Source organism: Bradyrhizobium sp. UFLA05-108 (assembly GCF_059803455.1).
Map to the genome: position 1 here is coordinate 26079 of NZ_JBANAZ010000034.1, position 23767 is coordinate 49845.

General features: G+C 59.0%; 22 protein-coding genes and 2 pseudogenes. 6 read left to right on the top strand and 18 right to left on the bottom strand.

The window, feature by feature from the left end; all coding sequences use genetic code 11:
• The first annotated feature begins 870 nt into the window (after positions 1-870).
• The 5 genes from SO140_RS24030 to SO140_RS24050 all read left to right on the top strand — a co-directional run bounded on the left by SO140_RS24030 (position 871) and on the right by SO140_RS24050 (position 5209).
• Positions 871-1062 carry a hypothetical protein gene (locus SO140_RS24030; RefSeq protein WP_498543259.1) on the top strand — a complete coding sequence of 64 codons (192 nt, stop codon included), beginning with the start codon at positions 871-873 and terminating at the stop codon, positions 1060-1062.
• A 138-nt stretch (positions 1063-1200) separates the two neighbouring features.
• Positions 1201-2547, top strand: a complete 1347-nt coding sequence (locus tag SO140_RS24035) for an IS5 family transposase (protein ID WP_498543260.1) — start codon at positions 1201-1203, stop codon at positions 2545-2547.
• Entirely contained in the window at positions 2481-3134 is a 654-nt protein-coding gene (locus SO140_RS24040) for a LuxR family transcriptional regulator (RefSeq protein ID WP_498543261.1), read from the top strand. Before SO140_RS24035 ends, SO140_RS24040 begins: the two co-directional genes overlap by 67 nt.
• A gap of 78 nt (positions 3135-3212) precedes the next feature.
• Complete coding sequence (locus SO140_RS24045; RefSeq protein WP_498543262.1) at positions 3213-3875, top strand: acyl-homoserine-lactone synthase; 663 nt, start codon at positions 3213-3215, stop codon at positions 3873-3875.
• A gap of 377 nt (positions 3876-4252) precedes the next feature.
• Positions 4253-5209 carry a LysR family transcriptional regulator gene (locus tag SO140_RS24050; protein ID WP_498543263.1) on the top strand — a complete coding sequence of 319 codons (957 nt, stop codon included), beginning with the start codon at positions 4253-4255 and terminating at the stop codon, positions 5207-5209.
• On the opposite strand, the gene SO140_RS24055 is transcribed toward SO140_RS24050, so the two are convergent.
• The 12 genes and pseudogenes from SO140_RS24055 to SO140_RS24110 form a co-directional block, all read right to left on the bottom strand.
• The gene (locus SO140_RS24055) at positions 5185-5424 is read right to left on the bottom strand and encodes a DUF2274 domain-containing protein (RefSeq protein ID WP_498543264.1); all 240 of its coding nucleotides are present in this window, start codon (positions 5422-5424) and stop codon (positions 5185-5187) included. The genes SO140_RS24050 and SO140_RS24055 overlap by 25 nt on opposite strands.
• Before the next feature lies 1 nt (position 5425).
• Positions 5426-6628 carry a TraB/TrbI/VirB10 family type IV secretion system protein gene (locus tag SO140_RS24060; protein WP_498543265.1) on the bottom strand — a complete coding sequence of 401 codons (1203 nt, stop codon included), beginning with the start codon at positions 6626-6628 and terminating at the stop codon, positions 5426-5428.
• Positions 6625-7596, bottom strand: a complete 972-nt coding sequence (gene trbG, locus SO140_RS24065) for a P-type conjugative transfer protein TrbG (protein WP_498543304.1) — start codon at positions 7594-7596, stop codon at positions 6625-6627. The genes SO140_RS24060 and trbG overlap by 4 nt, the downstream gene beginning before the upstream one ends.
• Positions 7596-8279 carry a conjugal transfer protein TrbF gene (gene trbF / locus SO140_RS24070; RefSeq protein WP_498543266.1) on the bottom strand — a complete coding sequence of 228 codons (684 nt, stop codon included), beginning with the start codon at positions 8277-8279 and terminating at the stop codon, positions 7596-7598. The genes trbG and trbF overlap by 1 nt, the downstream gene beginning before the upstream one ends.
• 79 nt (positions 8280-8358) lie before the next feature.
• The gene (gene trbL / locus SO140_RS24075) at positions 8359-9600 is read right to left on the bottom strand and encodes a P-type conjugative transfer protein TrbL (RefSeq protein ID WP_498543267.1); all 1242 of its coding nucleotides are present in this window, start codon (positions 9598-9600) and stop codon (positions 8359-8361) included.
• A gap of 3 nt (positions 9601-9603) precedes the next feature.
• The gene (trbK-alt, locus tag SO140_RS24080) at positions 9604-9981 is read right to left on the bottom strand and encodes a putative entry exclusion protein TrbK-alt (RefSeq protein ID WP_498543268.1); all 378 of its coding nucleotides are present in this window, start codon (positions 9979-9981) and stop codon (positions 9604-9606) included.
• Positions 9981-10715 carry a P-type conjugative transfer protein TrbJ gene (gene trbJ / locus SO140_RS24085; RefSeq protein ID WP_498543269.1) on the bottom strand — a complete coding sequence of 245 codons (735 nt, stop codon included), beginning with the start codon at positions 10713-10715 and terminating at the stop codon, positions 9981-9983. The genes trbK-alt and trbJ overlap by 1 nt, the downstream gene beginning before the upstream one ends.
• Positions 10715-13152, bottom strand: a pseudogene (trbE, locus tag SO140_RS24090) (conjugal transfer protein TrbE). Before trbE ends, trbJ begins: the two are co-directional and overlap by 1 nt.
• 8 nt (positions 13153-13160) lie before the next feature.
• Positions 13161-13421, bottom strand: coding sequence for a VirB3 family type IV secretion system protein (locus tag SO140_RS24095; protein WP_498543270.1), 261 nt, complete (start codon positions 13419-13421; stop codon positions 13161-13163).
• Positions 13421-13744 (bottom strand): TrbC/VirB2 family type IV secretion system protein, encoded by a 324-nt coding sequence (locus SO140_RS24100; protein ID WP_498543271.1) that lies wholly within the window; start codon positions 13742-13744, stop codon positions 13421-13423. Before SO140_RS24100 ends, SO140_RS24095 begins: the two co-directional genes overlap by 1 nt.
• Positions 13741-14709 carry a P-type conjugative transfer ATPase TrbB gene (gene trbB, locus SO140_RS24105; protein WP_498543272.1) on the bottom strand — a complete coding sequence of 323 codons (969 nt, stop codon included), beginning with the start codon at positions 14707-14709 and terminating at the stop codon, positions 13741-13743. The genes SO140_RS24100 and trbB overlap by 4 nt, the downstream gene beginning before the upstream one ends.
• Positions 14710-15055: 346 nt before the next feature.
• Entirely contained in the window at positions 15056-15340 is a 285-nt protein-coding gene (locus SO140_RS24110; protein ID WP_498543273.1) for a hypothetical protein, read from the bottom strand.
• Positions 15341-15515: 175 nt separating this feature from the next.
• On the opposite strand from SO140_RS24110, the pseudogene SO140_RS24115 reads away from it, so the two are divergent.
• Positions 15516-16446: pseudogene (locus tag SO140_RS24115) on the top strand (transposase family protein).
• 1 nt (position 16447) lies between these two features.
• Here the strand turns inward: SO140_RS24115 and aptA are convergent.
• The 6 genes from aptA to SO140_RS24145 form a co-directional block, all read right to left on the bottom strand.
• Positions 16448-17785 (bottom strand): omega-aminotransferase AptA, encoded by a 1338-nt coding sequence (gene aptA / locus SO140_RS24120; RefSeq protein WP_498543274.1) that lies wholly within the window; start codon positions 17783-17785, stop codon positions 16448-16450.
• 25 nt (positions 17786-17810) lie between these two features.
• Entirely contained in the window at positions 17811-18017 is a 207-nt protein-coding gene (locus tag SO140_RS24125) for a hypothetical protein (protein ID WP_498543275.1), read from the bottom strand.
• A gap of 411 nt (positions 18018-18428) precedes the next feature.
• Entirely contained in the window at positions 18429-19745 is a 1317-nt protein-coding gene (locus SO140_RS24130; RefSeq protein WP_498543305.1) for an MFS transporter, read from the bottom strand.
• A 94-nt stretch (positions 19746-19839) separates the two neighbouring features.
• On the bottom strand, positions 19840-20493 hold the full coding sequence (locus tag SO140_RS24135; RefSeq protein WP_498543276.1) for a ribbon-helix-helix domain-containing protein: 654 nt from the start codon (positions 20491-20493) through the stop codon (positions 19840-19842).
• Between the two features lie 671 nt (positions 20494-21164).
• Positions 21165-21467, bottom strand: coding sequence for a hypothetical protein (locus SO140_RS24140; RefSeq protein WP_498543277.1), 303 nt, complete (start codon positions 21465-21467; stop codon positions 21165-21167).
• 286 nt (positions 21468-21753) lie between these two features.
• Positions 21754-22509 carry an integrase arm-type DNA-binding domain-containing protein gene (locus SO140_RS24145; protein WP_498543278.1) on the bottom strand — a complete coding sequence of 252 codons (756 nt, stop codon included), beginning with the start codon at positions 22507-22509 and terminating at the stop codon, positions 21754-21756.
• Positions 22510-23767 lie beyond the last annotated feature (1258 nt).

Here is a 23767-nt window from a genome sequence, read left to right on the forward strand (position 1 = left end):
CGATAAGTGTTCGCCGCGAACATCATGCTTACTAAGCACTCTGATTGCTTGGGGCTGCCGGTCTGATGAGCCCGCCCCGTCAAGATTAAGGCCGAGGTGAAGTGTGCGGGTTCTGAAAGAGATTCTCCAAGCCTAGCAGATGGACGCAGTTCGAGGATGACTGGGTTTGACCATGCTATTTGAGGATTGGTCTGGTGGGGAGGCTGGCCGAGCGGCGCCTATCGGCACCGACCGTTGTGGCATTCTAATTTTTAGCGGTGAGCAAGAGGCGAGCGCAACGGTTGAGAAATTAAATTTCGTTGACGCGCGCCTTCATCCTTTTGCGACCATCGCGGTTCGCAGCCTCCCCCGAAACGACCGCTCTCAATAGCGCGAGTAAAGCGGCATTCGATCAATTGAAACACTGCAGTCGTTAGCAACCAGCGCTGAGGATCGAGAACGAGCGGAGCATTCGCACGCTACCTCTTGGAAAGTTCAGACACGCCAAACAGGCTGGGACTGTAGGCATGCGACGAAACGGTTGGCAAGCGGACGTGCCATTGATGTAATAATAATGAACCTCGACGCGGAAAATCAACTGCAACAACGCGGGATTCCAAACAACCACCTGGTGGAAGAGCGTCGAGATAACGATTATGCTCGTGGCTGAACCGACGGCCGAAACGATACCTCACCCATCGTTGGCCTCAGCACGATAATTTTGCGCGATCCTGCGCTAGAAATGCGAAGGATCTGTAGGAAGTATAAGATAGTTGACCTAGCCTTTTGATCTTCACACGAATGAGCTCCCGCTCGTCGGGATGGATGTTTCGACCCCGTATCTGCTCAGGAATAATCCGCATTCTTTCGGTGCCGCCGAGCCTATCGCGCATGACCCTGCATCGCATATTTCAAAGATACAATGATCTCCTGCTGGCCGCGAAATGTGCGAATTCCTTTGCAGAAGCGATGGCGATCACAACGAGCGAGCTTGATCTGCCTTGCTTCGCATATCTCGCGATGCCGCAGCGGGCTGACAAAAAGCCATTGGTAGTCGTCCGTGAAGAGCGGCTAAGCGATTGAGCTGGGATCGCATTATTCGTTGTGGCCTGTTTTGGGAATGCAGGGTTTTGATGCTTCGGGCATCGGAACCCTGCAATTTCGTTTTGAGGATTCCATCGAATCGCCAGTCGTGATTCCGTCCTTGCATCGGAGGTGGCGATGCGACCGAAGAAGCCCAAAGCGACGGAATCGGGCGATCTGTTCCGAGCCAGGCTGGACCAGATCATCAACATGAAGCACGAGCTGGTTCAGCTCGCCGGCAGGGTCGACTGGGACTGGATCGACGGCGAGATCGCGCCGCTCTACAGCGAGAACGGTCGGCCGGGGATTGCGACCCGCTTCATGATCGGGCTGCTGCTGCTCAAACACATTTACGGCCTGTCCGACGAGGGGGTGTGCGAGCGCTGGGTCCACGACCCGTATTTCCAGTACTTCACCGGCGAAGAGTTCTTTCAGCACGCGTTCCCGCATGAGCGCTCGGACCTGAGCCACTGGCGCAAGAGGCTTGGCGACAGGCTGGAGCTGTTGCTGGCCGAGAGCCTGCGGGTGGCGCACGAGGCCGGCGCGTTGCGCAGCCAGGACCTCAAGCGGGTCACGGTCGATACCACCGTGCAGCCGAAGGCCATCACCTTCCCGACCGATGCCAAGCTGCTGCACGCGGCAATCAAGGGGCTCAACCGCCTGGCGAGGAAGCACGGGGTCAAGCTGCGGCAGTCCTATCTTCGCATTGCCAAGACCGCGGCGATGATGGCGGGACGCTACGCCCACGCCAAGCAATTCAAGCGGCATCAGCGGCAGTTGCGCATCCTGCGCAGCCGGCTGGGCCGGATCATCCGCGATATCCGCCGCAAGATCGAAGGTCAGTCCGTGCTCGAGAACGCCTTCGCCCTCCCGCTCGGCCGGGCCTCGCAGATCCGCTCGCAGCAGCAGCGCCAGCGCGGCTGGAAGCTTTATTCCTTCCATGCTCCAGAGGTCGAGTGCATCGGCAAGGGCAAGGCCGCCGCGCCCTACGAGTTCGGTGTCAAAGCCTCCATCGTCACCAACAACCGCCGTTCTCCCGGCGGCCTGTTCGTCCTGCACGCCAGGGCGCTACCCGATAACCCGTACGATGGTCACACCTTGCGGGACGTCATCGACCGCACCGAGACACTCACCGGCTGTGCGATCGAGCGGGCCTATGTCGACAAGGGATACCGCGGCCACGATGCGCAAAATCCTCGTCGCGTCTTCATCTCCGGCCAGAAGCGCGGCGTCTTCGGTGTCATCAAGCGCGAGCTGCGCCGCCGCTCCGCCATCGAGCCCATCATCGGACACCTGAAGACAGATGGTCACCTCGGCCGATGCTACCTCAAAGGCCGACCCGGCGATGCGGCTAACGTCATCCTCTCCGCCGTCGGCCACAACTTCCGCCGGGTTCTCGCCTGGCTGAGGGCTCTTTGGTGCCTGATCCTGACCACCCTCATCGCGGCCGCCAGCGACCGCTCACTGCTCAAATCGGTTTCTTAACGGACGACTTGGTAATATCAACATATCCGGACAAGTGGGTCTCGCATTATGTCCGCAGTCACTACGAACGTCTGGATCCGATTATCGCGCGCTCGTCGGAGAATACTGAACCATTTCAATGGGGCTTAGACGTACCTTCGAGACCGATCTCTCCGGCGCAACGAAGATTCTTCGAGGAAGCGAGCGAATTCGGAATCCGGCTAGGTTTCACAGTCCCAGTTCACGATGAAGATGGCTCGGTTGCTGCTCTGACCTTTGCAACTGACCAAAGGCGTCCGCAGTTCGAGAGGTGCATCGATCTGAATGCCTCTGCCCTTCAGCTTATGGCGAGATGCTTCCATTCGCAGGTGCACCGCAAGCTCTTGCATCAACTAACGATCGACGGAATCGTACTGTCTCCCCGCGAAGTCGAATGTTTGAGGTGGGTCGCTAAGGGCAAAAGTGTTTGGGAAGTTAGCCAGATTCTCGGCATATCCCACCATACCGTGGCTTATTACTTAAGGAGCGCGAGAGATAAGCTAGGGGTTCGTAAAGTGGCTCAGGTCCTCATGCGATTGGCCGCTGCCAAACGAGATAGGCAAGATTAAGGCTCTGATCCCGCATAGTTATGGGGGATGATGTCGGCGGGTAACTCCTCCAGAGTCTCCTCTCCAGTGGGAGGGGCCATGATTCAGCTAATCACGGAGTCACCGTACAACGCGTTTTCCTGCACCTTAGCATCCATGTATAAGTTGCGCTATCGCGTTTTTAAGCAACGGTTGGAGTGGAGCGTTCAGAGCTGCGGCGACGTGGAAATCGATGATTTCGATGGGCTGCATCCGGCCTCCCTGATCCAAACGTCTCTTGAAGGCCATGTGGAAGCTTCGGTTCGTCTCTTGCCGATCATGGGACCGGCGACGGTGCGCGATACGTTTCCCATGGTTCTTGGTGGACTTTCTGCTCCGGCAGATCCGTCGCTCTGGGAGAGCAGTAGGTCCGCAAGTGACGCTTCTCCCCATCCTCCAAAGGGCGAACACGGGCTGGCTAAGTCGACTTACGATCTTTTCGCAGCAATGATCGAATTCGGACTGTCGAGACGGCTTAAACGACGTCGTCATGGTTACCAAAGTTCGGATGGAGAGAATAGTGAAGCGAGCGGGCTTGGCCTTCCGCCGGATCGCCGCTCCCTGCAGCATCGAAATCACCCTGGCCGTGGCAGGACATCTCGAAGTTTCTGCGGAGGCTCTTCAGAACGCACGCAACTCTGGCGGTCTCTCCGGGCCGGTTCTCTGTACACCAGTTTTTCTGAAGGCCGCGTGAGCTCCCAAGTCCTTGTCGCTCCAATTTAACCTCGCCAAGCCATTTTCGTATCTCCCACACCCAAGAGCATTCGCGTTGACCGAGAGCAAAGTCCTCGGGCTCGCACGCGTTTCACATTTCCCTCAGAAGATCGTGAGCCAAGCATGGGTATCGCCGGAAGACGGAGCATCATGGGTGCATGTGATCCCCACGACGAGCTCGTCAGTTGGAAGCCGAGAAAAGATTATGTCGACGTGACTGACCGTCTACGCGGATCACCAAACATCATGAGGCAAGCGCGCGACGAAACCGTTCATCCTCCTGAGGATGATCTCACCGGTCGGTGATTGCCATTCACAATTGCAAATAGGTGCAATTGTCTACCCAACCAACTTAGTTCAATTTTCCGGATTTCCGCGGTGCTGCAATGACGCGACACGCAAGCTTTGCCGGTCTATCGGCAGGAATTCGACGCCTTAAATTGGATCTCGGTCAACTTCAGTTGGCAGTTGCTGCAGCGGACTATGGAAGCTTTCGTCGAGCCGCTGACAGTCTTTCAATCACGCAATCAACGCTCAGTCGCTCTATCCGGCTACTGGAGCACTCGCTTGGAGTAACCATTTTCGAGCGATCGACCGTGGGGGTAAGGGCCACACCGGCCGGACATCATGTTCTGCGAACGGCCCGCTCCATCCTCGAACAGATGGATGCGCTCGTCGCGAGGACGAAGACGGCCGGCCGTGGGGAATGCGGCCGCCTAGTTATCGGATTCTGCACGTCGCTTACCGCTGGTCATTTACGTGCAATACTGCTCGAGTTCAAATCTCGATTTCCTAAGGTCGAACTCGGCGCGATCGAGCGATCCAGAACAGGATTGGTCACCGCGCTCCGCAATGGCATGATTGACCTCTATGTCGCAGCAGGAGATCCGATCGAAATTGGGAGCAGAAGCGTTCCCCTCTGGAGCGAGCCGGTCTTGGTTGCCCTTCCTCACGATCATCCCCTGGCTCTGCAGGATGGCATCTCATGGGGCGACTTGAAAAACCAAATCGTTTTGACGAGCCAATACGATCCGGGGTGCGAGCTCGAAGCATTGCTGAGTGCAAAGCTCATCACCTCGACAGAGGGCCCGTGGATCGAGCATCGCGATGTCAGCCGCGGAGAAATCAAAAACCTTGTGAGTATGGGCCTCGGCATCAGTCTCGTGCTGGAATCCGACGTGGACGCCAATGTTTCTGGCCTGGTCTATCGGGAATTGCGCGACGGTGTGGGACCATACCGTATCGACTTTTCCGCGGTCTGGCGCGATGATAACGCAAATCCGCCCCTGGCCAATTTCCTCAAATTGTTGGCCGAACGCTACCCTTCGCCCTCTGTGCGGTGAAGGCGCTTTCGCGCCTTCGCAAAGGCCCGATCGGTTGCCATGAAGCGCGTCACCATCGGCGCGATCAGTTTGTTCGGGTCGCTGATCTTCTGCCCGGTTTCGCGCGAGAGGATCTCAGCATACAAAATTAGATCCCGATGTACGGCACCAGGCAAGTCGATGGCAATCCGAACAGGCTTGTCATCTGCAATCGCTCCAATCTTTAGTCTGGTCATTTCATCCTCTGTAGGGTTCGAGTACGAGATCGCGATTGACGATGACCCTCAGCGGAAACCCCGGCCGGATAGTCAATGTCGGCTGAATATTGAGGTTGCGCCGGACCACCTGTTGTCCGGCCTGATTAAGGGAATCACCTGCGCCACGGCGCAGCGCTGCAATGATGTCACTGTTGGAGCTATTGGCATCCGCCCCAGAGTTCACCTCAGTCCCAACGGCGAGCAATGTCGACAGCGCGGCTGCTCCCAACAGCTCCTTCCAATGGTTGTCGACCTCATCCTCGAGGCCAGCGTAACCGGCTGCGTCCGCTCCCGGCTGTCGTTCGAGCACGATGGAACGTCCATTGGGCATGATCAGACGCGTCCAGACAAGAAGTACGCGCGACTGTCCAAATGAGACCTGGCTGTCGTAAGTCCCGATGAGTCGGGCGCCCTGGGGGATCAGGCGCGCCCGCCCCGTTGGAGAATCGAAGACGCTTTCGGTTACCTGTGCCGTGATCTGGCCGGGCAGATCGGACCTGATCCCGGTGATGAGAGCAGCCGGAATGACCGTGCCTGCCTGGACCACAAAGGGAGATGCCGGTTTGACGAGGCGATCGGGGCTCGTGATTCGGCGATCTACGGCCGCATTGACGAACGCAAGCTTACGATCCTGTCCGTTCTGCGCAAAGGCTTCATCGGAAGACGTCGCCGTGTTGCCTGACGTCTCGCCGGAGGGGGTTGTTGCGGCCAACGGACGGACGTTGGTCGAGGCGAAGACCTTGCTGGTGCGCGCTGCCTCGGTTTCCTGATTGAGGCGCTGCTGTTCGGCGTCTGCCGCGAGCGAGCCCGATTCCGTTCGGCTTTGAGCTGCGAGAATCGGCCGACCCAGATCTCCGGGCAACGGAGGTCCGAGCCGTGGCACGTCTTGGGGAATTCCGGCATAATCCTTTGGCAGGGTCGAAAGTTGGTCGGCAACGGTGTGGTGGTCGGTCGAATAGAGCTCTTCAGAGGTGGGGTTGCGCCTTTCAGGTCTCTGCAGCGCCCAAAAGGCCGCACCGGAAATAGCCGCCAGAGCCAAAGCTGTGCCAACGAGGAGGGCCTTGCGGGAGAGGCGCGTTACTCGCGGCCGTTCAGGTCGCAGCCGCAAGGATTGGGCAATGTCCTCTCGTACATCCTCCCTCGCCGGCTCGCGAGCGGCATGATCTCCTCCGGCATCGGTCATAGCGGCCTCCCGTCACTTCTTGCGATCCGGACTTTCTGCTGGCCTTCACCGCCCAGCCGGAGTTCGGCCGCCGCAAACAGCCGATCGACGATGAGGATATTGCCGTAGACGCGGTAGTTGACGAGCTCGGTCTTGCCGTCCGACCCAATGACAAACAACGGCGGCATCTCGCCCTGAGTGATCCCTACTGAGAATTCAATGTAGACCTTGCGCCCATCGTCATAGGCGTTGACCGGACGCCAGGGTGGGCTGTCTCCGCCGATCGTATAGCGATAGCGACGCTCGGCTGGATCCGGAATATAGGGTGTGGGCGGGATCGCTTGGCCGGGAGCGGATTGAGCTTTGGGATAAAACCAGGTAACCGAAGGCATGTAGGGCTTTTCTCGAGAGCGGAGCTCGATCAGATAGGTGCGGCGGTCAGTGTTGACGACCAGATTGGTCGCAATCGCGGCGCGCGTCGGCTTGACCATGATGTGGACGCGTCGCGTATCGCCGCCGCCACTCTCGGTATCACCTACCACCCAACGCACGGTGTCGCCGGCGGCCACGGGTCCGGACCCGATCAGTTGCTCACCCGGCTCAAGGGCAATGTCGGTGATCTGTCCCGGTGCAGCATAGATCTGGTAAAGCGCGCCCGGGCTATAGGGAAACACCTGCACCGCATTGAAATATCCGGCCTTACGAGGCTCGACGCGCGCAGCGTCATTGGCAGTCTCGATCCGCTTGACCGGTTCCTTGGCTTCGGTCTTCTTGCCGCCGCGCGCCGGCGTCCAGGCCGGCGGGACGTGAAGCGGTTTTGGTCGGTCATCGCCCAATGCCGGCAGATCGGGAAGAGGCGGGATCTCCTCATCATAGCTGATCTTCGGCGGCTTGAATGTGGTGCAGCCACCAAGGATACATGCACTGATCAGGAGCGCGGACACGGCGCTTTGTCGGACGCTCTGGAGGCTCGGTACGAAATGCGGCATCACGATCCGAACTCCTTCGACCAGTTGATCGCGTTGACGTAAATGCCGAGCGGATTCTTACGCAGCCGCTCGATATCGCGGGGAGGTTCAATGACGATGGTGAGGATCGCACTCCAGCGATCGGTGGCCGCGAGCTGCCCGTTGTCGTAGTGCCGCTCGGTCCAGGTTACGCGGAAGCTGTCCGGTGAGGCTCGAATGACGCTCGAGACCTCGACGGCGACTTGCGTTTTCCCGACCTTCGCAAAGGGATCGTTGTTACGGGCATAATCGTTGAGCGCGGCTGCGCCCCGATCGGTGGTGAAGTCATAGGCGCGGAGCCAATCCTGCCGGAGCACGATAGCGTCCAGCGGAAGACCGCGCACATGCTCGATAAAACGCGCCAAGTGAAAGGCAATCTGCGGATCGCTCGCTTGGTAGGCGTCATTGGCCGGCGCGACGGATCTTGCCTCGCCCAGATGATCAACTTCCACGACCCAGGGCGTAATCGTGCCCTGCGCTGACTGCCAAACGAGGGCACCCGCAAATCCTGCGGACAAGAACAGACAGCCAAACGCCATCAAGCGCCAATTTCTGGCCTGCACCCGCGCCGAGCCAATACGGTCGTCCCACACTTGGGCTGCCCGCTGATAGGGCGTGACCGGCCCGGGCATGCGGCCATAGTGAACGGACGATCGTTTGAACATGAAGTGATCTCCTTGAAACTAAAGCGCCGCCTTGAGTGCCGCCGGCCGGAAAGGATGGAAGAGGACTTCGCCGCCATCGCTAGTCTTTCTCCTTGAGATCGACCGATGCGCCACCGCTTGCGTGATCGCCGGCACGAACCGCATTTGTCGCGGCTGTCGCGCCCTGGTGGATCGCTTGTGCGCGCTTTGCACGCCGCGCCCAGGCGGGCACACTCTCAGATGTCGTGCCTGATGCATCTTCGTTAGCGACATCGCGAGCCGCGCCCCCGCTTGCGCCAGCGCGGGCGGCAAACGAGCGCAAAGGACTCGCCACGGCAGAGGCGCCGGCTTGCGCAACACCGGCCAGACCTCCTGCGCGAAAAGCACTAGAGGCTCCGCTCGCAATCGCCGCCCCGCCTCTTGCCGCTGTGCCGATGGCGCCACCCGCAAGTCCAACTCCACCTGCAGCAACGCCGGCTGCGGCAGCAACCATTCCTCCTGCGGCGAGGCCCGTACCAGCGGCTGCCCCTGCACCGAGCTGCGGACCGCCGGAAACGATGCCGTTCGCAATGCCAGGTCCGAAAATCCCGAGCCCCAGCAGCGACAATGCTGCAAGGACCACCGCCATGGCATCTTCGACCGTCGGCTGGTTGCCTCCGAAGCCGGAGGTGAACTGCCCAAACAGCGTCGATCCGATGCCGACGATGACCGCGAGCACCAGGACCTTGACCCCGGACGAGATGACGTTGCCGAGCACACGCTCGGCAGCAAACGCCGTCTTTCCAAAGAGCCCAAATGGAATCAGCACGAAACCTGCGAGCGTCGTCAGCTTGAACTCGATCAGGGTGACGAATAGTTGGATCGCCAGGATAAAGAATGCGAGCAGCACCATGATCCAGGCAAACAGCAGGACCGTGATCTGAACGAAGTTTTCGAACAAGCTGACATAGCCCATCAGCCCCGAGATCGATGCAAGGATCGGCCGCCCGGCATCAAGTCCAACCTGAGCGATCTTTCCTGGCCTTAAAAAATCCGCCGAGGACAGGCCGGTCCCGGACGCCTTCAGTCCAAGACCGGCGAAGCTCTCGAACACGATCCGAGCCAGGCTGTTCCAATTGCCGATGAGATAGGCGAAGACACCGACAAACAGCGTTTTTCGGATAAGGCGGGCGATGATGTCCTCATCGGCGCCCCAGGACCAGAACAGCCCGGCGAGCGTGATGTCGATCGCGGCTAAGGTGGTCGCGACATATCCGACTTCACCCCCAACCAGCCCGAATCCGGAGTCGATGTAGCGGGTGAAGGTTTCGAGGAATTGGTCGATGACGCCAGTACCACCCATCGGTCACTCGTCATTGTCTGGAATGGTGGGATAGCCGGATGGCAGACGGCTCTCGTCCTTGCCGCGCAAAGGCGATGATGCGTCTGGATTAGTTTGGCTAATACTCGCCCCTGAGGATCCGCGGCCAAAGCCTAAGAATTGACGGCGCTTCTCGGCCCAGAGTTTCTGGCACGCGAACAGAGCATCTTTCTGCTCGTATTGGACGGACCGGCATTGCTCAAGCTTTGCGTCGGTCAGGTCAGATGCCCCTTGGGCGATCGACGCCTCAGACGGAGCCTGATCGTGATCGCCGTGCAGCCGGATCGCGCAAGCCACAACAACCAGGACAGCAAGAGTTACCGCCAGTACCATCGGGAGCTTTTCAAGTCTGTTCGTCGACATTAGTGGAACATCTCCACTGTTGTGGATTGGTAGCCACGCCCTTGGTTAAGGAAACGCCTGAGCTGCTCCCTGCCTTGATCCTGGGCGGTCGCGCGCTGTGCCTGCTCCAAAGTCTGAGCCCGCCCCTGTGCGGCAATTGCCGCCGTGAGATCTGTGAGCTGCTGGCTTTGAAGTGCGAGCAGTTGATTGCCGGCTTGGCTGGCCTGGAGCGCACCAGAGGCGCCCTGGCTCGCACTCACGAGAGCCGACATCTGGGTACGGTTGGTGTCGAGATTGCCGACCACGGTCGCCTGCACGCGCATGGCGTCCTGCAAGCCCGCAACAGCGTTCTGCCAGCGGGTTTGCGCATTCGCGATCAGCGCCTGATCGGACTGGCCGCCAGAAGCCGGTGCGTAGGTGGATGAGAAGGCGCGATCGATCTGCCCGACATCATAGGCAATACGCTGGGCCTGGCCGAGCAATTGCTGGGTACGCTGGATCGACTGCTCGAGCTGCTGCAATGAGGAATACGGCAGACTGACCAGGTTTTTGGCCTGGTTGATCAGCATCATCGACTGATTTTGCAGTGATGTGATCTGGTTATTGATCTGCTGCAATTCGCGCGCGGCGGTCAGCACGTTCTGCGCGTAATTGTTGGGGTCGAACACGATCCACTGTGCCGTCGCCTCGCGTGGCATTTGGGCAGCGGCAGCAGCGATCAAGCCCACTGCTATTAGCTGAACTAATCGTCTCATCAGAGGCTCCCCGTCTTTGCAAGTTGCGGAATCAGGTCGCAAGCCCAGGCGAGCTCGCGCGCCTTGAGCCAACCCGTCACGAAATTCTCTTGGCCGTGCTCGGCCAGGACACGGTCAATCAGAGCCTGGTCAGCCTTCGAGGAGCTTGCTGTGAAAGCGAGGGCAACCTCGCCGAGACCCAGCTCGAACAGGCGGTTGCCCCGACGCGACTGGCAGTAGTAGTCCCGCTTCGGTGTCGCGCGAGCCAGGATCTCGATCTGCCGGTCATTCAGTCCAAAGCGGCGGTAAATTGCCGTGATCTGCGGCTCAATGGCGCGGTCGTTAGGCAGCAGGATCCGGGTCGGGCAGCTCTCGATGATGGCCGGCGCAATGGCCGAGCCGTCAATGTCGGCAAGCGACTGGGTCGCAAAGACGACTGAGGCGTTCTTCTTGCGAAGTGTTTTGAGCCATTCGCGCAATTGTCCAGCAAAATGGGCATCATCGAGCGCCAGCCAGCCCTCATCAATGATGAGAAGCGTCGGTCGGCCGTCAAACCGCTCCTCAATCCGATGGAACAGATAGGAGAGGACAGCAGGAGCAGCCGCGGTCCCGATCAACCCGTCGGTCTCAAACACCTGGACTGAGGAGCCACCGAGTGCTCGCTTTCCGCATCGAGCAGGCGATCATATGGACCGCCCAGACAATAAGGCCGCAGCGCGCGCTTTAGAATATTGGACTGAAGAAGCACCGATAGCCCTGTAAGGGTGCGCTCAGGAGCAGGAGCCGAAGCCAAGGAATTGAGCGCGGACCATATGTGCTCTCTGACCTCAGGCGTGAGCTCGATCCGTTCGCGGGCGAGAATCGAGGCAATCCATTCGGCCGCCCAGCCGCGTTCGGAGACTTCATTAATCTTTGCGAGCGGCTGCAGCGCAACGACATCGGAGGATTCTCCGGCGACCGCGCCACCAAGATCATGCCAGTCACCGCCCATTGCGATGGCCGCGGCCCGGATCGAGGCGCCAAAGTCGAAGGCAAAGATCTGTGCCTCCGGATACCGGCGGAACTGCAAGGCCATCAGCGCCAGGAGAACTGACTTCCCGGCGCCGGTCGGCCCTATAATAAGAGTGTGCCCGACATCGCCGACGTGCAGGGAGAACCGGAATGGCGTCGATCCTTCCGTCTTGCCAAAGAACAGAGGTGGCGCCTTGAAGTGATGGTCCCTCACCTCCCCCGCCCACACGGCCGATAGCGGGATCATATGGGCGAGGTTAAGGGTCGAAATCGGCGGCTGGCGGACATTGGCATAGACGTGTCCGGGCAGGCTACCGAGCCAGGCCTCGACTGCATTGACGGTTTCGATCATGCAGGTGAAGTCGCGCCCCTGGATGACCTTTTCGACCAGACGCAGCTTTTCGTCGGCTACGCGCGGATTGGTATCCCACACGGTAACAGTCGCGGTGACAAAGGCCTCTCCGATCTGGTCCGACCCCAATTCCTGGAGGGCAGCATCCGCATCGATCGCCTTGTTGCTCGCATCGGTATCAAGGAGAGCTGAGGCCTCGTTGGTCATCACCTCTTTGAGGATCGCCGCGATCGACTTGCGCTTGGCAAACCACTGACGGCGGATTTTGGTGAGAAGCCTTGCCGCGTCGGCCTTGTCGAGCATGATGGCCCGGGTCGACCAGCGATACGGGAAGGCCAAGCGGTTGAGATCATCGAGGATCCCCGGCGTCGTCGCAGTTGGAAATCCGACCACGGTCAGAACACGGATGTGGGCCAGGCCCAGCGTCGGCTCGAGCCCGCCTGTTAGTGGTTGATCGGCAAGCAAGGCATCGAGATACATGGGAATCTCGGGCACTCGGACCCGATGCCGTTTGGTCGAGATGGTGGAGTGCAGGTAGGTCAGCGTGGCCTCGTCATCGAGCCAGCCGCATTCCGGCATGAACCCTTCGACGAGCTGAAGCACGCGATTGGTGCGATCGAGAAAGCCGCTCAGCACTTCCTTCGCATCTGCATTAGCCGTCCGATGACCGCCCTCATAGAGCAGCCGTTCTGCAACCGCTGCGCTCTCGGCCGGCGGCAGATAGAGCAAGGTCAGATAGTAGCTCGACTCGTAGTGAGCGCCCTCCTCTTCGAACTGGGCCTTTCGCTCGGCATCGACCAGGGCGGATGCTACGTCGGGAAAGGTGTTCGGAGGATAGGCGCCTGCGGCATGGCGCTGCGCTTCGACGAACACCGACCAGCCGGATCCGAGGCGGCGCAGGGCATTGTTCAACCGGCCGGCAACGGCAACAAGCTCGGCCGGCACCGCGCTGTCGAGATCAGGCCCCCGAAACCTTGCCGTACGCTGAAACGAGCCATCCTTGTTGAGGATCACCCCTTCATCGACGAGCGCCGCCCAGGGCAAAAAGTCTGCAAGACGCGCGTTTGAGCGCTGGTATTCAGCGAGATTCATCATGGGACAATTCACGTGTTGAGGTGACCGGGAATGCGGACGTGGCGGCGCACGACTTCGACGAAATCGGGATCGCGCCTGGCGGCCCAGACGGCTGCCATATGGCCAATGAACCAGATCAGGAGACCCGCGATCCAGAGCCGCAAGCCCAACCCAAGCGCCGCCGCCAGGGTCCCGTTGAGGATCGCAACTGAACGCGGCGCACCACCCATCAGGATCGGTTCCGTCAAGGCGCGATGGACGGGTGCGACAAAACCTGGAACTTCATCCATCAGATCACCACTCCGCCGCCGAAGGAGAAGAACGACAGAAAGAAGCTCGAGGCGGCAAAGGCGATCGACAGACCGAACACGATCTGCACCAACCGCCGAAATCCGCCCGAGGTGTCGCCAAATGCCAGCGACAGCCCGGTCACAATGATGATGATGACTGCAAGGATCTTGGCGACGGGCCCCTCAACCGATTGCAGGATCTGGTTGAGCGGCTGCTCCCATGGCATGTTCGAGCCAGCAGCCCAGGCAAGCGCGCTGCTCGAAGCGAAGGCAAATGCTGCGATCGCGAAGATCCCCGCATTGCGAGGCGCTCGAGAACTCATGGTTGATCTCCTATTGCTGAAAGACGGTAGTCACCGGAGGGTCCGAGCCCCGAGACGCGAGCAAGCTCGGCCAGGCGCCGATCGGCGCCGCGGCCAACAAGAACAGCGATGACGTTGATCGTTTCCGCAATGAGCGCACGCGGTACCGTGACCACAGCCTCCTGGATGAGTTGCTCAAGCCGGCGCAACGCACCAAGTGCAGTGCCAGCATGGATGGTCCCGACGCCGCCGGGGTGGCCTGTGCCCCAGGCCTTGAGGAGATCAAGAGCTTCGGCCCCACGCACCTCGCCAATCGGAATACGATCGGGCCGCAGGCGCAGCGAGGCACGGACAAGATCGGACAGCGAGATCACACCGTCTCGGGTGCGCAACGCAACGAGATTCGGCGCCTTGCATTGAAGTTCTCTCGTATCTTCAATGAGAACAACGCGGTCCGACGTCTTGGCGACCTCAGCGAGAAGCGCATTTGTGAGAGTGGTTTTTCCGGTGGAGGTACCGCCTGCGACCAGGATGTTACGGCGAGCGGCGACGGCGATTCGAAGAGCGCCGGCCTGCTCCACGCTCATCGTCCCGGCGGCGACGTAGTCGTCCAGAGTGAACACAGCCACGGCCGGCTTGCGGATCGCGAATGCCGGGGCAGCGACGACCGGCGGCAGCAGTCCTTCAAATCGCTCTCCGGTCTCCGGTAGCTCGGCCGAGACGCGTGGCGCACCCGCATGAACCTCGGCACCGACGTGGTGAGCGACCAGCCGAATGATCCGTTCTCCGTCGGGAGCGGACAGGCCTTCGCCAGTCTCGGTCAGGCCACCCGACAGCCGATCGATCCACAGCCGACCGTCCGGGTTGAGCATCACCTCGACAATCGAGGGATCTTCTAAAAAGCGCGCGATCGCGGGGCCAAGCGCAGTGCGCAGCATGCGTGCTCCGCGCGAGATCACCTCCGGCTGAAACGGCTGGATTGTCATCGATGTCCCAAGAGCTGAGGCACCCCAAAGCGGCCTCAGCTGGTTATGATTAGAAAAGCAGGTCCTTCATTGGCACAACGACCCGCGCGCGGCGGTCGTAGGTTGGCGTAGGAAAAGAAAGATCGACCGGAATGTCTGGATGCACGGAGTTGTCGATGGTCTCAAGGTTAAGCGAGATATGGAAGCGCATGCGGCTCGCGCTACCATTCCTCGTCCTCAGGCTCGAGTACGTCAGCTTCTGCTGACGTCACGGATACCTCAACGGCGCCTCTATTTGTTTCGGGATTGCCGAGAAAGAATTTGGCGAGCCGTCTGCCCACACCAAACCATGGGATCATGAACCAGCCTAGCGCCGCACCGCAACGGCGGATGCGAACGCAACCTGGTAAGCAATGATCGGATAGTAATCTTCCTGAATGGACCATTGGTCAAGGATGAGTCCGGTCCCGTATTGGACGATGAAACACCAGCCGAAGTGAAAAACATTCAAGCCGGCATTTGGTCTGCCGGTGAGCTCTCTTGGGAAATATTCCGCTACGATCGCATCGTTGAGGACCGTCGCTGCACCGACAATCGAGATGACGAGCCATGGCAATAGCGATGGCAACGGCGCCCGCAGGATCAAACGCAACCTCAGCCCCTACAAACAGCACTGTCACCGCCGCGAACAGAGCTTCCGACCCTATGCCACGTCGGCGTAGCCGATCAGCCAACGTACCAAGTAGCAACGCACCGCCGCTGATCCCTAGGTGTTTAGTCTCAAGCTTTGATGGTGCATTCTTGTCGCACGATTCGAAGGATGTGCTATGGGACAGGTTTTACACGGCTACGCCACCACTACGAAGGCAGTCCGTCGAGCGATACAAAATAGTCAAGAGAGCCTGAGGCACTCGCCAAGCGCTACGGGATCAACCAGAAGACTGTCGCGAAGTGGAAGCAGCGCGAGATTGTCGCCGATCGTTCGACAGACTCCAAGGAAGCCGAGTCGACAGTCCTTTCCATCAAGGAGGAGGCGATCATCGTCGCTTTCCGGCGGCATACGCTGCTGCCACTCGACGATTGCCTCTATGCGCTGCAGCCAACCATCCCGCGTCTGACGCGGTCATCCTGCATCGCTGCCACGGCATCAATCGATTGCCGGAAGTGGAAGGCGGCAAGCCTTCGAAGAAGAAGTTCAAGACCTAACCGATCGGCTATTTCCACATCGACATCGCTGAACTCCAGACCGCTGAAGGCAGACTCTACTTCTACGTCGCAATCGATCGCACCAGCAAGTTCGCCTTCGTGCAATGGTAAGAAGACGGAAAGGACCACAGCCTCGGCCTTCCTGGAAGCTCTGATCGCGGCTGTCCCTTACAAGATGGTTCTCACCGACAATGGGATCCAGTTCACCTTCCCGCCGCGCTATGCGGACGGCCCGACGGCAAGATACATGTGTTCGATATGTCGATGCCAGGAAAACGGCATCGAACATCGGCTGACCAAGATCAAAGCATCCTAGACCAATGGCCAGGTCGAGCGCATGAACCGCACGATCAACGACCGTCCAACGCTACCATTACGATCGACACGATCAGCTCGAAGCTCGCCTTGCCGACTTCATCACCGCCTACTACGCTCGGCGGCTGAAGACCCTGAAGGACCTCACACTACGAATACATCTACAAATACTGGACTTCCCAGCCAGAACGATTCAAACTCAACCCCCTCCAGCAAATGCCGGGACTAAACACCTAGATCAGGCAGCTTGTCTTAGAGCATCGGCGAGAATCGAAACCATTGTGTCAATCTGGTCCTTCTTGACAATCAGCGGAGGCGAGAGGGCGATGATGTCGCCGGTGACGCGGATCAACAGGCCCTTTCTGAAGCACTCGACGAAGACGTCATAGGCTCGGGCTCCCGGCGCTCCGACTCGGGGCACTAGTTCAATCGCGCCGACTAGGCCAAGATTGCGAATGTCGACCACATTCGGCAGGCCGTTGAGCGAATGAAGCGCCTCTTGCCAGTAATGGGCAAGCTCCGATGCGCCCGAGAGAAGACCTTCTTCCTCGTGGATATCCAGCGTCGCAATGCCTGCCGCGCAGGCGGCCGGATGCCCGGAGTATGTGTAGCCGTGAAAGAGCTCGATCTGGCTCTCGGGACCGGTCATCAGCCCGTCATGCACCTTCCGGCTGGCGAAGACTGCGCCCATGGGGATTGCGCCGTTAGTGAGACCCTTTGCCGTAGCAACGATGTCCGGCACCACGCCGAAGTAGTCGGTGGCGAAGGGGGCACCGAGGCGTCCGAACCCGGTAATCACCTCGTCGAAGATCAGGAGAATGCCATGCTTGTCCGCAATGGTGCGTAGCCGCTCCAGATAGCCCTTAGGAGGGAGGATGACGCCCGCAGAACCAGCCACGGGCTCGACGATGACCGCTGCGATGGTTTCGGCGCCATGAAGGGCAACCAAGCGTTCCAGATCTTCGGCGAGCTCGATGCCATGCGCCGGCAGGCCCTTAGAGAAGGCATTGCGCTCGATGTCGAGCGTATGGCGCATATGGTCTGCTGGGATTTGCGGAAATATCCGTCGATTGTTGACGAGACCGCCGACGGAAATGCCGCCGAAGCCGACGCCGTGATAGCCCTTCTCCCGACCGATGATGCGGCTTCGCGTTCCCTGGCCGATGGCGCGCTGATAAGCAATCGCGATCTTCAGAGTAGTGTCTACAGACTCCGAGCCCGACCCAGTGAAGAAGACCCGATCGAGCTGAGCCGCAGGCCCGCCTGGAGCGAACCGTCCCAGCTTCTCCGCGAACTCAAACGCGATCGGATGGCCCATCTGAAAGCTCGGGGCATAGTCCAACGAGCGCAGCTGTCTATCCACAGCGTCGGCAATGCGTTTGCGTCCATGACCCGCATTGACGCACCAGAGCCCCGCGGTTCCGTCAAGGACCAGATTGCCGTCGACATCGGTGTAGTGCATGCCTTCGGCGGAGACGAGCATGCGCGGCGCGGCTTTGAACTGGCGGTTCGCCGTGAACGGCATCCAGAAATTGGCAAGTGACGGTGTGTTGCCGGAGCCGACTGGGAGGGCCATCGCGAATTCTCCGTTGAGATGAAAGTTAGTTCCCGGCTAAGGGCGCGGTCGAAACCGCAGGGTCGCCCTGCGTCAGGCGGCTACGATTAATCACGCCCTCTTCCTCCCCGCCTTTAGTCGGCATTGCCGCCGACATAAGATCCGTCTTCCACACATTATCGGCCTGCAAGATCAGAAGTTCGTTGATGAAGCGCTGGAGAAGCCGAAATCCTGCGTCGACTAGGCAGATCATGGGGTTTATCTCCCTCCACGACCGGCAGCTGCCAGCAGCGCCTTAGAATTGGGACCGGCGCCCCCGCCCGAGCTCTTATGACGGCTCGTGCCGTCGCTTGTGGTGGTCGCGAAACACACGTCATAGACTGCGACGCAGAAGTGCCCAGAATGTCGCCTGAAAAAAGTCTCGCACGGAATGTGCAGCTCGCGTCGTCGAATGCGCAAACCGGAGCGCCTTCGGTTCGAGTTGCTGTAATCGAGGCCGCTGGCGTTAGCGGCCTCATCTGGAGACAGGTAGAAAGCAGAACCTGCGCTATCGCAACAATGCGATCACGTCTGTCCTAGTCTGGCACAGCAGAAAAACCTTTCAGAAAGACCATCCGCGAGGCGCCGAACACGACGCCCGATGACATCACGCCGGCGACATGCGTCACCACTCCGCATGTTCATCCGCGCGCAGGACGGCGAGCTCGGCTGGTGGAACCACAGCCTCAGCCGAGCACCGGTCGCCCGCCGTTTCCAGCAAGACCAAAGCTACAACCTTCCCTTTCAGGCTTGTAAGCCACGGGGCGGCAAACCAGGCCAGCGCCACCAATTGCAGCAGAACGTTCACAGCGAATGCGGTCTGGTAGGCAACTAAGGGATAGTGCCCGGCCTCTAACGGCCATTGCTCCAGGATTAGTCCCATTCCGTACTGCACGACGAAAGCCCACCCGAATTGCAGGACGTTCAGACCACCATTCGCGCGCGCGACGAGCTCAGGCGGGAAATAATCCCCTATAATGGCGTAGGCTAGGGCAGTGGCTGATGCGGCTATCGACACCATGCACCATGGCAAGAGCGATGGCCAGGGCGGATGGAGGATCAGCACAATTTCTGCTGCAATCAGCGCCGCAGCGACCAAGCCAAACAGAGCCTCCGTCTTCTTGGCGCGATGGCGCACCCAATTGGCAAGGACGCCCAAGAGCAGTGCGCCGAGACTCAAAGTACTCGCCATCACAAACAACTCTGTTACCAGATCTGCTCGATCGAGCCCCTCAACATCGCTAAGCCACGGCGCCGCCCACAAGGATTGCAGTGCCCAGGCTGACCCGATGCAGGCCGCGGAGAGCGGCGCAATTCTCCAGAACCGGGCATCCGAAAAGACGGTTTTGAGAGTGATCGGCTTGCGGCCGTCCTTTGGGCGCGCGGCCTGCTCGGGAACCACGGCGAAAATCAAGACGGCCGCGAGCGCGCTTGCCGCAGCCAGCACCTCGAACAGACCGCGCCAGCCTATCCAGTCCAACAGCGCTTCCGCAGGTGATGTTGCGGTGACAGCCCCCAATGACCCCAGCATGATCATAATGCCGTTGATGAGGGCCATGCGTTCTCTTGGAAACCAAAGGACGATGATCTTTAACCCCGACATCAGAGCAGCCGCGGTCCCAAGCCCGATCATCGCGCGCGCAAGGAGAAGCGAGAAGAATCCCGTCGACAGTCCAAAGAGCGCGGCACCGCCTGCAGCAATCAGCAGAAGCACGCTCTGAACCCGGCGCGGTCCGAAGCGGTCAAGTAACGTTCCGATCGGAATCTGGACCGCCATGACGATCAGGAAATAGACCGACGTGATGAGCCCGATTTCGGCTGCGTCTAATCCGAGATCGGAGGCGAGACGCCAGGCAATCAGCGTATTGATCGTGCGGAAAAGATAGGACAGGTAGTAGCCGGTACAAAAGGGGAGAAAAACACAACCGATCAGGCGCCAAATTGGAAGTTGGCGCCTACCTGAGGATTGGCAAGGATTGAGATTGGATAGGCCCTTCTCCGCTTCCTGCTTGCGGATTCCGTGATCACCGGCCGGTTTAGCAGAACGCGTTTGGCAGATTGTGAAAGTTACGGTTGCTGCCGCCCTCCCCGGCGGCAGCGCTCGTATCGGCAGTTGCGTCTAGAATGGTGGCCGCGGAGCGTTCCTGGGCAGAATCCGCAGAAACTTGCGAAACATTTTCGGCCGCATGACCGAAAGCATTGGCGACATTGATTTGGTCGACCGTCTCCCGCAGTAAGGGCCGGTTCGAGCGCACGCGCCGGTCAACTTGTTCTGCCAGGGCTTTGAATCGCACTTGGCCGAGTGCACACGCTTCACGCTGCTGTGATTGCGGCATGTGAGGTGTGACGGTCAGGTGATAGCGGGCGTGCAGTGCAACCGTCTCGGCGATGATACGAACCTCGCCGTCCAGACGTTCAAGTTGCCCGTTTATCCGATCGAGCGCCTCATGAATGAGACCTTCGATTGGCGGCGCTGGATCAAGAAAGCGTTCAAGAGCGGCCTCCACGACCACGCTCTTGCCAACTCCGGGCCGACCCGTTGCAACTTCGAGACGGCGGAAAATCTGTTCGGAAAGCTGGACGCTGACCTTTCTCGTTACGACAGGGCTTTGCTGCCCCGTCCCCTCGGTAGTATCGACTTGTTGCAAATTTGGCTCGTTCGCTTCGTCGAGCGCTGTTTCGAAGCTCATGCCCGGCTCCTTCCGGATACAGAAAAGGTCCAGCGCGCCCATGGCTGAGCGCGGCGAAATCGGTTCGAAATGACAGTGATTGCCCCACCGATGATGGGACGACACAAAGGGCAGGACGGCTGCTTGTTTCAATTCCAGGAAAATCGAAAGCGTAGTCTGGCGTAGCCAAAGAAAGGAACGGCGGCTTCGTGGGGTAGGCGTCGCCCGGCTGTTCGCGCCGCCGCCCTCTCCAAGCTAACGTCCTTCATGGAAGGCCGCCCTGCGCGTGCCGCCGAACAAAGATTCGACCGATGCATCGCACGCCGTCACCTTTACGGGGCTTCCGCTCAACGGCATCGGCCTTGCTCAACGAAAGCCGCCGCTGCACCACGATGCGATGTCAATTGGTGCATCAGGACAATGACGAATCGCTAACGTTTTTTCGAGCACGGCAAAACGGCACAAATCGCTTGTCCGTTCACGCCGAGATCATGAAGTGACGGGTTTAGAACCTATTGAAAGCCCAACAAGGAGTAGGGAAACCGCATATGGGTCCAACCGGGGACAAGCCTCTCCGCTCATCATGGGATACCAAAAGCTGGTTGAATCGAAAAAATGGCAAGAAAGTCTGGCGCCGATACCGTCGGCAGTCCCTTCCAGTGCTACAGGAGAGAGGACAGGAAGCAATCCGATCAGGAGGACATTTCGTCCGCGACCTCGCCCACATAGGTCGCTTGCTCAATCCACGTCTTAAAATTTGGACAAAAACGCAATGATGAGTCTTCGATCGACAAACACGATAGAAATCTCGCCTTGACAAATGCGCCAGTCTTTTGATGCTGTCGGTCTTCCATTTCGACGATGCCGCAGAGCTGTTTGAAGCGATCTGCAACCCGTTGCACCGGCTCACGCAATCGCTCGACCTTCATCTGAACATAGCCGGCGGTGACATCACTGCCGAGCGCGTGATTGACCAGCGCCTTGAGCGTATACACCGAAATATCACAGCTCTCGGCTACGTTAATAAAGCCTCTCCGTAGATCGTGAGCGCTGACAAGGACGCCACTTGTCTTGGCCACCGCCTTCAATGCCGCGGTGGCACTGCTGATAAACTTGCCGGCTGATTTGCCCGGAAAGACATAACTAAAGTATTTCCGGCTGCTCGTCGAGCCAACAGCAGATCATAAACGAGATCGCTCATGGGCAATTCAAGTTTGCGGTTAGCCTTGGTAGCTGCGGCCTTTCGCAGGATACGCTTGGCCAGATCGACGTCCTCCCATTTCAGTATGCGCATTCGGTCCGACGCATACCGGTGAACATCAGCAACGTTACAAAATCGCGCTGAACTGGATGCGCCAGACCACGGACCGCATTGTAGAAGTCCGCCATCTTTTCCTCGAGCACCACGCGCTCACCCTTGGGCTCCACAAACCAAAGTCGCCGTAGCCGTCGAACCGGGTTCGGTGGCAGGTCTTCAGTCCGCTCGGCGGCAAAATTGTACAGCGTGCGAAAGGTCCTCATGCAAACATTGGCCGTGACGATGCCGTCCGACCCCTTGCTCTTGCGAATGCTGGCTGCGATGGCGCGGTGACGGTCCTCGATCATATCGCCCTCAATCTGACGAAGCAGTCGATCAAGCCACGCGGTCAGGGTCTTCTCGATCACTTGCCGATACAGGACGCTGGTAGCCGGACTCAGATCGCGGCGGGTGGCCAGATAAAGTTCCAGGGTGCCGCGCAGGGTCGGGTTGTCGATCTTCCGCTTCGGATCGATGCCGCGCCGCAGATCGTGCAGCATATCGGCCGCCAAGGCCCTTGCCTTCGCCAACGACAATTCGTTGACCGCGCCGACTGTGACCCGCCGATTGCGACCATCGGGCAGTGCGCGCTGGACCACAAAAGTTTTGCTGTTGGTGGTGCCTGAGCAGAGCACCGCAAATCCCTTCAGCTCGTTGTCCCAATGTAACACTTGTTTGCCGGAAGGATCGGGGGTGAGCAGCTTCTGGATCGCGCGTTTGGTCAATTTGAGCTTGGGCATGTCGACCTTCGGTAATGGAATTGCAAATGAGGAAAGTCGGGAGCCTTGGCGACTTCAAATATCCCCGCACGCTCTACGATGCAGAAGGTGGCTCTAGTTAAAGATCATGCGGACTGGGATATGACCAGGGATGTCGCGTGCGTATGCTGTGTTGCCTGATCAGTTGCTTCGAGAGCGTAGACGCCGCTGGATTACAAAAAATGATTCTCCCTATCGGTCGCGCGGTCGTACAGTCCTCTTAACCTTGCAACAAGGCTATAATCGGTCGCGTGACTGAGGACGACCTGCCGCTGCGTGCGAAGCGCTTTCTTGGTGGCCAATACCTCCCCGAAACGATGGCGTGTTCAGCCGCAAATGAGCATCTGAACTGGCGAGGCGTCTGCAAGTTGGCGCGCAAGAGGCTATCGCGCCGCGCGAATCTGGCGACGAGGAATCGGGCCGGTGAAGAATGCGGCCTCGCACTATCGCTGAACCACCAACGGCACCAGTAAACCTCGTAAACGGCTTGTCACCACGCCACCTCGGTCATGGAAGAGCTACCTACGTCGACGCTGCGCGCTCCTGCCTGGCAGGCTGTCGATATCCACCTCTTTGCGGGATTTCCTTCACACTGAGGTCCGCGAATCGCTCCGCATGCGATGAATTCGCGTCCACGCCCTTCATTAAAGAGCCAAATCGCCTAAGCCAGCATGAAGGTGAGGCGATCTCCGCGCTGAAGTTCGTCGCGAAAGCAGCAAAGTTCGCCCAATATGCGCGGGTTGATCCAATCTTTGGCCGACTTTCCTCTTCACGACGCTGTAAGATTCGCTCCAGAGAGCCTTATGCCGCAAGCCGCCATACCGCAGTTTTGAACGATCTTAGTTCCTGCCTGTGAAGCAAGACGCACTTTCCTGCGCGGGAGAGCTACTCCAAGTTCAAAGGCTTATTATTGGGGGAATAGCTTGGCCTTTCAAACTTTGTCGCTATCGGTTGGGGGCGTTATGGACCTCTACTGCGTCTATCATAACGGAAATCGAGAACGATATCAGGCGAGCATTCGCGAGCTGATCCAACCTCGTCGTCGGCACCCTAATCGTGGGTATCATTGCGCTTGGGCTAGCAAGAGCGGTTGACGACGAAAAGATACGAGACGCCGTCGTCGAGAGGGCCCCAGAGATCTTCGCGGCAAAGCCATCGCCGCAAAGCACCCTCGATTCCAGTCTGAGGCCCGCGATTGGACGCCCATGAAACACCAGAAACCCTACAGAAACGTGGAGTT

Excerpts from the sequence above, each read along its gene's own strand:
- SO140_RS24030 (WP_498543259.1), top strand. The coding sequence starts at position 871 with ATGACCCTGCATCGCATATTTCAAAGATACAATGATCTCCTGCTGGCC.
- SO140_RS24035 (WP_498543260.1), top strand. The coding sequence starts at position 1,201 with ATGCGACCGAAGAAGCCCAAAGCGACGGAATCGGGCGATCTGTTCCGA.
- SO140_RS24045 (WP_498543262.1), top strand. The coding sequence starts at position 3,213 with ATGATTCAGCTAATCACGGAGTCACCGTACAACGCGTTTTCCTGCACC.
- SO140_RS24050 (WP_498543263.1), top strand. The coding sequence starts at position 4,253 with ATGACGCGACACGCAAGCTTTGCCGGTCTATCGGCAGGAATTCGACGC.
- SO140_RS24055 (WP_498543264.1), bottom strand. The coding sequence starts at position 5,424 with ATGACCAGACTAAAGATTGGAGCGATTGCAGATGACAAGCCTGTTCGG.
- SO140_RS24060 (WP_498543265.1), bottom strand. The coding sequence starts at position 6,628 with ATGACCGATGCCGGAGGAGATCATGCCGCTCGCGAGCCGGCGAGGGAG.
- trbG (WP_498543304.1), bottom strand. The coding sequence starts at position 7,596 with ATGCCGCATTTCGTACCGAGCCTCCAGAGCGTCCGACAAAGCGCCGTG.
- trbF (WP_498543266.1), bottom strand. The coding sequence starts at position 8,279 with ATGTTCAAACGATCGTCCGTTCACTATGGCCGCATGCCCGGGCCGGTC.
- trbL (WP_498543267.1), bottom strand. The coding sequence starts at position 9,600 with ATGGGTGGTACTGGCGTCATCGACCAATTCCTCGAAACCTTCACCCGC.
- trbK-alt (WP_498543268.1), bottom strand. The coding sequence starts at position 9,981 with ATGTCGACGAACAGACTTGAAAAGCTCCCGATGGTACTGGCGGTAACT.
- trbJ (WP_498543269.1), bottom strand. The coding sequence starts at position 10,715 with ATGAGACGATTAGTTCAGCTAATAGCAGTGGGCTTGATCGCTGCTGCC.
- SO140_RS24095 (WP_498543270.1), bottom strand. The coding sequence starts at position 13,421 with ATGGATGAAGTTCCAGGTTTTGTCGCACCCGTCCATCGCGCCTTGACG.
- SO140_RS24100 (WP_498543271.1), bottom strand. The coding sequence starts at position 13,744 with ATGAGTTCTCGAGCGCCTCGCAATGCGGGGATCTTCGCGATCGCAGCA.
- trbB (WP_498543272.1), bottom strand. The coding sequence starts at position 14,709 with ATGACAATCCAGCCGTTTCAGCCGGAGGTGATCTCGCGCGGAGCACGC.
- aptA (WP_498543274.1), bottom strand. The coding sequence starts at position 17,785 with ATGGCCCTCCCAGTCGGCTCCGGCAACACACCGTCACTTGCCAATTTC.
- SO140_RS24125 (WP_498543275.1), bottom strand. The coding sequence starts at position 18,017 with ATGATCTGCCTAGTCGACGCAGGATTTCGGCTTCTCCAGCGCTTCATC.
- SO140_RS24135 (WP_498543276.1), bottom strand. The coding sequence starts at position 20,493 with ATGAGCTTCGAAACAGCGCTCGACGAAGCGAACGAGCCAAATTTGCAA.
- SO140_RS24145 (WP_498543278.1), bottom strand. The coding sequence starts at position 22,509 with ATGCCCAAGCTCAAATTGACCAAACGCGCGATCCAGAAGCTGCTCACC.